The 9620-nt window shown below is 55.0% G+C and carries 8 protein-coding genes and 1 pseudogene; 2 read left to right on the top strand and 7 right to left on the bottom strand.

Going from position 1 to position 9620, the window contains the following annotated elements; genetic code table 11:
* Positions 1–164 precede the first annotated feature (164 nt).
* Positions 165–869, top strand: coding sequence for a FadR/GntR family transcriptional regulator (locus GKAS_RS09115; RefSeq protein WP_035893654.1), 705 nt, complete (start codon positions 165–167; stop codon positions 867–869).
* A gap of 10 nt (positions 870–879) precedes the next feature.
* Complete coding sequence (gene mdtD / locus GKAS_RS09110) at positions 880–2268, top strand: multidrug transporter subunit MdtD (RefSeq protein WP_035893652.1); 1389 nt, start codon at positions 880–882, stop codon at positions 2266–2268.
* Positions 2269–2329: 61 nt separating this feature from the next.
* Here mdtD and GKAS_RS09105 read toward each other — a convergent pair.
* From GKAS_RS09105 to kup, 7 genes and pseudogenes are all read right to left on the bottom strand, one after another.
* Positions 2330–2605 (bottom strand): annotated as a pseudogene (locus tag GKAS_RS09105) (LacI family DNA-binding transcriptional regulator); the annotation flags it as partial.
* A 3-nt stretch (positions 2606–2608) separates the two neighbouring features.
* Positions 2609–3538, bottom strand: a complete 930-nt coding sequence (rbsK, locus tag GKAS_RS09100; RefSeq protein WP_035893650.1) for a ribokinase — start codon at positions 3536–3538, stop codon at positions 2609–2611.
* Positions 3539–3651: 113 nt separating this feature from the next.
* Positions 3652–4542, bottom strand: a complete 891-nt coding sequence (rbsB, locus tag GKAS_RS09095) for a ribose ABC transporter substrate-binding protein RbsB (protein ID WP_035893648.1) — start codon at positions 4540–4542, stop codon at positions 3652–3654.
* Positions 4543–4569: 27 nt separating this feature from the next.
* On the bottom strand, positions 4570–5535 hold the full coding sequence (gene rbsC, locus GKAS_RS09090) for a ribose ABC transporter permease (RefSeq protein WP_035893646.1): 966 nt from the start codon (positions 5533–5535) through the stop codon (positions 4570–4572).
* A gap of 5 nt (positions 5536–5540) precedes the next feature.
* Complete coding sequence (rbsA, locus tag GKAS_RS09085) at positions 5541–7046, bottom strand: ribose ABC transporter ATP-binding protein RbsA (RefSeq protein WP_035893644.1); 1506 nt, start codon at positions 7044–7046, stop codon at positions 5541–5543.
* 7 nt (positions 7047–7053) lie between these two features.
* A complete protein-coding gene (rbsD, locus tag GKAS_RS09080) occupies positions 7054–7473 on the bottom strand; it encodes a D-ribose pyranase (protein WP_035893642.1) in 420 nt (139 codons plus the stop codon).
* Between the two features lie 174 nt (positions 7474–7647).
* Positions 7648–9516 (bottom strand): low affinity potassium transporter Kup, encoded by a 1869-nt coding sequence (gene kup / locus GKAS_RS09075; protein WP_035893640.1) that lies wholly within the window; start codon positions 9514–9516, stop codon positions 7648–7650.
* Between the last annotated feature and the right edge of the window lie 104 nt (positions 9517–9620).

Genomic DNA, 9620 nt, shown 5'->3' with positions numbered 1-9620 from the left:
AATTGAGATCCCGCAAGCATAAATTTAAAATAATTTACCGCTCGCTTTCTTTTTCAACAAATCGTGCAGCAATGCGTCGTAAAAAGCCTGAACTGCTGTTTTTAACACCGATTCAGCACGTCAAATGGCATACTAAAGAAAGATAAATAATAGGAATGGCATTTATGTCTCTAAGTGCACAGCAATTGGCAGCTCAAAAGAACATCTCCTGGGTCCTGGCTGAGAAAATAGCCCAGAAGATACTCACCGGCGAATATCCACCAGAAAGCATTCTCCCTGGCGAGATGGAGCTGGGCGAAATTTTCGGCGTAAGCCGAACCGCCGTTCGTGAAGCGGTTAAAACGCTTTCAGCAAAAGGCATGTTGCTTCCTCGTCCACGCATCGGCACGCGCGTCATGCCACAGGCGCACTGGAACTTCCTCGACACAGAGCTCATCTCCTGGTGGCTTACTACCGATAACTTCCAGGCGGTGATGAAACACTTTTTGGTGCTGCGTCGTAGCCTTGAGCCGCAGGCGTGCATGCTGGCCGCCACATTAGGTACCGCCGAACAAAAGGCCCATCTCAATACATTAATGGAAGAAATGGCCACCCTAGAGAAGGCCTTTGACCGTACTCGCTGGATTGATATCGATACCTCCTGGCACGAGCACATCTATGAAATGAGCGCCAACCCGTTCCTGACCTCTTTCGCCAAACTCTTCCACTCCGTTTACCACATCTATTTCACCTCTATTACCGAGGATGAAGTGATTGAGCTTGCCAGCCACCAGGCAATTGTCGATGCAATACAGGACGGCGATGGTCAGCAAGCGTTTCTGGCATGCCAGGCTTTATTAAACGCACCGCATATCCGGGAAGCGGTATAAAGGACATCGAATGACAGAAAAGAAAGCGCGGAGTATGGCCGGCCTGCCGTGGATAGCGGCAATGGCCTTCTTTATGCAGGCGTTGGATGCCACTATTCTTAATACTGCACTTCCCGCCATCGCCCATAGCCTTAACCGTTCACCGCTGGCCATGCAGTCGGCCATTATCAGCTATACACTTACCGTCGCGATGCTTATCCCGGTTAGCGGCTGGCTGGCCGACCGTTTCGGGACCCGTCGCGTCTTTATGTTAGCGGTGAGCCTGTTCACCCTGGGCTCTTTGGCCTGCGCACTCTCTTCCTCGCTGACTGAGCTGGTGATCTTCCGCGTGATTCAGGGGATTGGCGGCGCCATGATGATGCCCGTTGCACGCCTGGCGTTGCTACGCGCTTATCCGCGAAGCGAACTGCTGCCGGTATTGAACTTTGTCACCATGCCAGGGTTGATTGGCCCGATTCTCGGCCCGGTACTCGGCGGCGTATTCGTTACCTGGGCAACGTGGCATTGGATTTTCCTCATTAACATACCGATTGGCGTTGTTGGGATGCTGTATGCCCGAAAATATATGCCGAACTTCACCACGCCACGCAGACGCTTCGATTTCTCCGGCTTTCTGCTCTTCGGGCTAAGCCTGGTGCTGTTCTCCATCGGTATGGAGCTGCTAGGGGAGCAAATCGTATCGGGCTGGGTGGCCTTAATGATAGTCCTGCTCAGCATCATTCTATTGCTGGCCTATATCCGCCATGCGCGCAAACACCCTACGCCGCTGATTTCGCTGTCGCTGTTCAAAACGCGCACCTTTTCTGTCGGCATTGCGGGTAATCTGGCCACCCGTCTGGGTACCGGCTGCGTACCGTTCCTGATGCCATTGATGCTACAGGTGGGCTTCGGTTATCCGGCGCTGATCGCGGGCTGCATGATGGCGCCGACGGCAATCGGTTCGATTATTGCTAAATCGACCGTCACTGCCGTACTACGTCGTTTGGGCTATCGGAAAACATTGGTGGGAGTCACGCTGTTTATCGGACTGATGATCGCGCAGTTCTCGCTGCAATCGCCGTCGATGCCGATATGGATGCTGATTCTGCCGCTGCTCGTTCTGGGGATGGCGATGTCGACGCAGTTCACGTCGATGAATACGATTACGCTTGCTGACCTGACGGACGATAACGCCAGCGGCGGCAACAGTCTGCTCGCGGTAACACAACAGCTGTCGATTAGCCTCGGCGTTGCCATCAGCGCCGCGGTGCTGCGTTCGTATCAGAGTATCGTGGGCTCAACCATCGATCAGTTCCACTATACCTTTATTACCATGGGCGTGATTACGGCGATATCCGCGCTGATGTTCCTGCTACTGCGGCCGAAAGATGGCCGCAACTTAATAAAAGAAAAGCACTAGCCTCACACGGAGCCGCGAACCACCAGCTCGGGCGTCAGCTGCATACGCTGCTGTTTCTGCCCAGGCTGTAGCCGCGCTCAAAACAGCTGCGTTCTACGCCGCGCACCAGTTCAGAGTAGAACGGGTTGGTACTGGCGGTGATCAGCATGCCGATGGTATGGGTTTGATTCAACTTGAGGCTACGCGCCAGTGCAGACGGCGCGTAGTTCAGCGTTTTGATGGCCGCATCAACTTTCTCGGTGACCGCCTCGCTGACGAACCTGTCTTTATTGATGACGTGCGATACGGTTGAGGTGGAAACGCCCGCCAGGCGAGCAACATCCTTCATCGTGGCCAAGCATTACCCCTGTTGACGTAAGAATTCGTCGATCTCTTCACGCCACGGAACCGATGGCTGAGCGCCTTTACGCGTAACCGCAATAGCTGCGGCTGCATGAGCAAAGCGCAGCGCCTCCGCCAGCGGCGTATTTTCCAGCAGCGCGGTCATCAGCGCACCGTTAAAGGTGTCACCCGCCGCAATGGTATCGATGGCCTGGACTTTAAAGCCCGGTACGCGGTGCCCTTCGCCCTTCACGCTGGCCCATACGCCACGGCTGCCGAGGGTGATGATCACCGTTTCGATACCTTTGGCATGCAGCACCTGCGCGGCTTTCGCAGCGTCTTCATCGTTTTCTACCCGCACGCCCGTCAGCTTCTCAGCTTCGGTTTCGTTCGGGGTAATGATATCCACCAGCGACAGCAACTCATCCGACAACGCGCGCGCCGGGGCCGGGTTTAATACCACGGAGGTCTGGTTCTGGTGGGCAATCTGAGCGGCCAGCAGTACGCTGTCCAGCGGGGATTCAAGCTGCATTAACAGCGCGTCAGCCTGGGCGATACGCTCGCGCTGTGCGTCGACTAATGAAGTTGATAATGCGGCGTTGGCTCCGGCATGAATGCCAATGACGTTTTCGCCTTCACCGTTCACGAAGATCAGCGCCACGCCGGTCGACTCGCCCGCCACGGCGCTCACTGGCGCGGTATCGATGCGGTCAACCTGTAACTGTTTACGGATACGCTCGCCGATATCGTCGTCGCCCGTACAGGCAATAAACGCAATATCCGCGCCGCTGCGCCCGGCAGCAACCGCCTGATTAGCACCTTTACCGCCAAAAGCGACCTGATAATGGCTACCGGTGACAGTTTCGCCAGGCGTCGGGAATGATTCAAGATTGAGAATGTGATCGGCATTGATGCTGCCAAGGACGACGAGTTTGCCTGCGGTTTTCATTTTCGGTATGTCCGGTAAGATGCGCCACCGGCTGACTAACCGGTGGCGCGTGCCCTGCTTTTATTTTTGATGTTGTCCCTCAGGCTGCGAGAGCCTGAATCGCATTCGCGTTATTACTGCTTAATTACCAGCTTCAGGTCAACAGGATATTTCGCCTGGACCTTTTCGCCTTTCAGTACTTTGTCAGCGGTTTCCACGCCGGTCGCACCGATCTGGTCAGGTAACTGCGCGATAGTCGCCGCCAGTTTGCCATCTTTTACCGCTTTCTCGCCATCTGGCGTACCGTCAAACCCAACCACCATCACATCGGATTTACCGGCGGTCTGCAGCGCACGCAGTGCGCCCAGCGCCATTTCGTCGTTCTGCGCGAAGACAGCTTTCACGTCCGGATGCGCAGTCAGCAGGTTCTGCATGACGTTCAGACCTTTAGTACGGTCGAAGTCGGCAGGCTGGCTCGCCAGAACGTTAAATTTGTGAGCTGCAACGGCCTGCTGGAAGCCTTCGCCACGCTCACGCGCTGCGGAAGTCCCGGCAATCCCCTGCAGTTCGATAACCTTTGCGCCTTCACCGGCTTTCTTCGCGATGTAATCACCAGCGATTTTGCCGCCCAGCACGTTATCGGAAGCGATGTGGCTTACGACTTCACCTTTAGAGGCAACACGGTCAAGGGTGATAACCGGGATTTTCGCCTGGTTAGCCATCTTAATAGCGTTACCTACAGCATCGGAATCCGTTGGGTTGATCAGCAGAATTTTGGTGCCACGAACCGTTAAATCCTGAACGTTAGCCAGCTCTTTCGCCGGGTTATTCTGTGAATCCAGAACCACCAGGTTGTAACCCAGTTTATCGGCTTCTTTCTGCGCGCCATCCTTCAGGGAGACGAAGAACGGGTTATTCAGGGTAGAGATAACCAGCGCAATGGTGTCTTTCGCCATCGCGTTCGCACTCACGGTGGCGCTCAGCGCAACCGCAGAAACCAGGGTAGCCAGTTTTTTCATGTTCATATCTAAGATGTCCTGTAGTGTCGTGAATTACTGCTTTTTGTTGTCCACCAGCACCGCCAGCAAAATGACGACTGCTTTAACGATCATCTGGTAATAAGAAGAAACGCCTAACAAGTTCAAACCGTTGTTCAAGAACCCAAGAATCAGCGCACCGATAAGCGTGCCGACGATACGACCTTTACCGCCTGCCAGGCTGGTACCGCCCAGCACCACCGCCGCGATGGCATCCAGCTCATAGCCGGTACCCGCCGTCGGTTGCGCAGAAGAGAGACGCGCCACTTCGATAATCCCCGCCAGCGCCGACAGCAGCCCGCACAGAGAGTAGACGATAATTTTGACTTTATTAACGCTGATACCGGAAAGACGCGTTGCCGCTTCGTTCCCACCCAGCGCATAGATATAACGACCCAGACGGGTGTGATGCAGCATGTACCATGCGGCGAGGAAGACAATCCCCATGATCCATACCGGAGTAGGAATGCCCAGCGGACGACCAATTCCGAACCAGCCGAAGACGTCGGCGTTATCGGTAAACCCGGTATTCACCGGACTGCCGTTGGTGTACACCATGGTCACACCGCGCAGCAGCAGCATCATCACCAGAGTAGCGATAAACGCCTGAACGCGCCCTTTGGCAACGATAACGCCAGTAACGGCCCCGATTGCGGCACCTAATGCGAGTGCGGCAGCAACCGCCACCAGCGCATTAACTTCGATGCCGACAATCGACGCGGCGACCGCGCCGGTCAACGCCAGCAGAGAACCGACGGACAGGTCGATCCCCGACGTTAAAATGACCAGCGTCATCCCGACCGCCATGATCGCATTCACGGAGGTTTGCTGCAGGATGTTGAACAGGTTATTGACGGTAAAAAAGTTCGGGCTCATGGTCGATACAATCGCTATCAGCACCAGCAGGGCTATCAGCGATTTTTGCTCCAGCAGCCACGCTTTAGTGAAATAGCGGCGACCCGCCACAGACTGGGTTGTCATCTTTTTTACTCCTGGTTCACGCGGTTAAGCTTGCCCACAGCGGCAGCCATTAATACTTCCTGGGTGGCCTGCTCGCGTGAGAACTCACCGCCGAGATGCCCTTCATGCATCACAATAATGCGATCGCTCATCCCCAACACTTCCGGCATCTCCGAGGAGACCAGAATGATGCTCAGGCCGTCGGCCTTGAACTGGTTGATAAGCTGATAAATCTCTTTCTTCGCCCCCACGTCGACGCCGCGCGTCGGTTCATCGAGGATCAGCACCTTTGGACGGGTCATCAGGCCGCGGGCAATTGCCACTTTCTGCTGGTTACCGCCGGAGAGCAGGCCGATAGCCTGTTCCATGGAAGGTGTTTTGACGTTAAACAGGCGGATAAAGTCACCGACCGCCTGCTGTTCATCTTTATGTTTCAGGCCGCCGCCGGCACGGCTGAAGTAGCGCAGCGCGGTTAGCGACATGTTCTCTTTCACCGACATGCCCAGCACCAGACCATCGCGCTTACGGTCTTCGGATATATAAACGATGCCGTTTGCCAGACCATCCTGCGGTGAACGGGTCACCACTTCATGACCGTCGAGAGTCACGTAGCCGCTGGTGCGCGGCAGCGCGCCGTACAGCACCTTCATCAGTTCGGTACGTCCAGCGCCCATCAGCCCGGCAACGCCAAGGATTTCGCCTTTACGCAGGGTGAAGGTGACGTTTTCCACGCCCGGCCCACACAGCGCATCTACCTTCAGGCGGATCTCACCCGGCGTTTTATCAAGATGCGGGTACTGATCTTCAAGTTTGCGCCCAACCATCATTTCAATCAGACGGTCTTCGTCGAGGCTCGCCACTTCACGCTCGGCAATAAACTGCCCGTCGCGGAACACGGTGACGTCGTCGCAGATCTCGAAAATCTCTTTCATGCGGTGGGAGATATAGACAATACCGCGCCCCTGCGATTTCAGCTCGCGGATGACGCGGAACAGGGACTCGGTTTCCGTATCGGTCAGCGCATCGGTCGGTTCATCCATTACGATGACCTTCGACTCAAAGCTCAGCACCTTGGCAATTTCCACCATCTGCTGATCGCCAATAGAGAGGTCGCCTACCAGGCGGTCGCTCTTAAAACGCAGATTGAGTTTTGCCAGCAGGATATCGGCTTCGGCATACATCTTCTTCCAGTCGATTTTGCCAAAGCGATTCACGAACTCACGGCCGAGGAAAATGTTCTCGGCAATCGTCAGCTGCGGGATCAGGTTCAGCTCCTGGTGGATGATGCCAATACCGGCTTCCTGGGAAGATTTTGGACCGTTAAAGGTGGTCTCTTTACCCAGCCATAATAGTGAACCCGCGTCGCGGGCGTAGATCCCGGTTAGCACTTTCATCATGGTGGATTTGCCCGCGCCGTTTTCGCCCACCAGCGCCATCACGCGGCCGGAGTAGACGTTCAGCGCGGCGCCAGAGAGCGCCTTTACGCCCGGGAACGATTTATCGATCCCTTTAAGTTGTAAGAGTGCGTCCATGATGGCCTCAGAAGGTGACGCCAGCACAGAGAATGATATTCGCATACGGGGAACACTCCCCGCTGCGAATCACCGCCTGACTGTCTGCGGTTTGTTGTTTGAACTGTTCATGTGAGACGTAACGAACATCAATGGTGTTTCCCTGGTGTTGCTGCAGCTGCTCAATGTGTTTGAGCAACGCTTCGTGAAGCTGCGGATTATGTTGTTGAATTTCCGCGGCGAGAATGGCGGCCTCGACCTGCATCTCCTGCGTCACCACGCCCAGCACCTGCATAAAGGTGGGAACGCCCTGGGTCAGCGCCATATCAATGCGCACCGTGCTGCGGGGAATAGGTAAGCCCGCATCGCACACCACCAGCGTATCGGTATGCCCCAGACGGGAGATAACCGACGAGATTTCAGAGTTGAGTACCGTGCCTTTCTTCATTTTGTTTTCTTGCTCCACTAGCGAAACGTTTCGCTAGCATCAGTTTAGTCTGAAGAGCGAACATAAAACCACCATCAGGTTATAGAAATGTGATCGCCATCGAAACGTTTCGCGAATGAAGGAGAGGGGATAAAAAAACGCCCTCCGTCAAAATGAGGGAGGGCGTTGATAGCGTTAGATTTCGACCTGGGTGCCCAGTTCGATAACGCGGTTCGGTGGGATCTCGAACTGATCCGGCGCGCGAAGCGCGTTGCGCTGGAGCAGCAGATAGAGCTTGCCGCGCAGGCGCAGGTACCACGGACGCTTGCCGACAATTAGCGACTCATGCGACATAAAGAACGACGTTTCCATCATTCGGCAGCTTAGGCCTTCCAGACCACAGCGGTGGAACACCTCTTCCACGTTTGGCGTTTCACGCCAGCCGTAGCTGGCCACCACGCGCCAGAAGGTCGGCGAAAGCTGCTCAATCTGCACACGACGGACGTTATGAACGTACGGCGCATCTTCGGTACGCAGCGTCAGCAGGATAACCCGCTCGTGCAGCACCTTGTTGTGCTTGAGGTTATGCAGCATGGCAAACGGAATCACGTTCAGCGCACGAGACATATACACCGCGGTGCCCGGTACGCGTACCGGTGGTGATTTCTCCAGTGAGGCGATCATGGCCTCCAGAGAGTTACCGTGTTCATGCATACGACGCAGCAGGCGGAAACGCTCGCTTTTCCAGGTGGTCATGATGGTGAACATAATCAGCGCCAGCGTCAGCGGCAGCCAACCACCGGAGACGATTTTATCGAGGTTCGCCGAGAACAGCGGGATGTCGATGCACATAAATGCCACGAACAGCAGCGCCACAAAGAACTTATTCCAGCGCCAGTTCTTCCGTGCCACCGTGGTGAACAGAATTGTCGTCAGCACCATGGTCCCGGTCACGGCAATACCGTACGCCGCCGCTAGGTTTGAGGAGTGCTCAAAGCTGACGATAACCACTACCACCGAGATATAGAGCAGCCAGTTGATAAACGGAATGTAGATCTGGCCGGACTCCATTTCCGAGGTGTGAATAATGCGCATCGGTGACAGATACCCCAGGCGCACCGCCTGGCGAGTCAGCGAGAAGACCCCGGAGATAACCGCCTGAGAGGCGATAACCGTCGCCAATGCCGCAATCACCAGCATTGGAATCAGCGCCCAATCAGGAGCCAGCAGGAAGAACGGGTTCTTAATGGCTTCCGGGTGCTTTAACAGCAGCGCGCCCTGACCAAAGTAGTTCAGCACCAGCGAAGGCAGCACCACCGAGAACCAGGCCAGACGAATCGGTAATTTCCCGAAGTGACCCATATCGGCATACAGCGCTTCCACCCCAGTAATCGACAGCACCACCGCGCCCAAGGCGACGAAGGAGACCGTTTTATATTGCAGGAAGAAGTTCACCGCCCAGTAAGGGTTCAGCGCGTGCAGGACATCCGGGTTCGCAATAATGCTCCGCGCACCCAATACCGCCAGCAGCAGGAACCAGATAAGCATAATTGGCGCGAACAGTTTGCCAACCATGCTGGTACCGTGCTTCTGGATAGCAAAAAGCAGCGTCAGGACAATAATCGAAATGGGGACAATCCAGGTATCGAGCGTAGGCGCGATGATCTCAAGACCTTCGATCGCCGACATCACCGAGATGGCCGGGGTAATCACCACTTCACCATAGAAGAAGCTTCCCCCAATCAGCCCGAGGATCACCAACACCGAGGTCGTTCTTGCAGAGGTATTACGCCCGGCAAGCGACATCAGCGTGAGGATCCCACCTTCACCGGCGTTATCCGCCCGCATCACGAAGGTAATGTATTTGAGTGATACTGTAAAAATCAGCAGCCAGAAAATTAATGACAGAAAGCCAAAAACCGCGTCACGTTCGACGCCAAAACCAAACTGCCCAGATAAACATTCACGAAGCGTATAAAGAGGGCTGGTACCAATATCGCCGTATACCACGCCAATTGCAGCGAGTGTAATCGCTGATAAAGATTGTTTCTTATCAGTGCTCATAGACTAGTCTTTCGTTTACGAAACAAATGTGTGCCTAGTCCCTTGGCCCACCAAAAGCGCACAGTATGCACGATTAACGTCAAAATCGTACCCCTTAATTGCGT

Origin of the sequence: Kluyvera ascorbata ATCC 33433, from assembly GCF_000735365.1 — a bacterium.
In the GTDB taxonomy this organism is placed as follows: Bacteria; Pseudomonadota; Gammaproteobacteria; order Enterobacterales; family Enterobacteriaceae; genus Kluyvera; species Kluyvera ascorbata.
The sequence above is the reverse complement of the archived record's forward strand: the minus strand, read 5'-3'. Positions and strand labels throughout refer to the sequence as shown.

Coding starts and splice junctions, on each gene's coding strand:
- kup (WP_035893640.1), bottom strand. CDS start 9,516: ATGAGCACTGATAAGAAACAATCTTTATCAGCGATTACACTCGCTGCA.
- mdtD (WP_035893652.1), top strand. CDS start 880: ATGACAGAAAAGAAAGCGCGGAGTATGGCCGGCCTGCCGTGGATAGCG.
- rbsB (WP_035893648.1), bottom strand. CDS start 4,542: ATGAACATGAAAAAACTGGCTACCCTGGTTTCTGCGGTTGCGCTGAGC.
- rbsK (WP_035893650.1), bottom strand. CDS start 3,538: ATGAAAACCGCAGGCAAACTCGTCGTCCTTGGCAGCATCAATGCCGAT.
- GKAS_RS09115 (WP_035893654.1), top strand. CDS start 165: ATGTCTCTAAGTGCACAGCAATTGGCAGCTCAAAAGAACATCTCCTGG.
- rbsD (WP_035893642.1), bottom strand. CDS start 7,473: ATGAAGAAAGGCACGGTACTCAACTCTGAAATCTCGTCGGTTATCTCC.
- rbsA (WP_035893644.1), bottom strand. CDS start 7,046: ATGGACGCACTCTTACAACTTAAAGGGATCGATAAATCGTTCCCGGGC.
- rbsC (WP_035893646.1), bottom strand. CDS start 5,535: ATGACAACCCAGTCTGTGGCGGGTCGCCGCTATTTCACTAAAGCGTGG.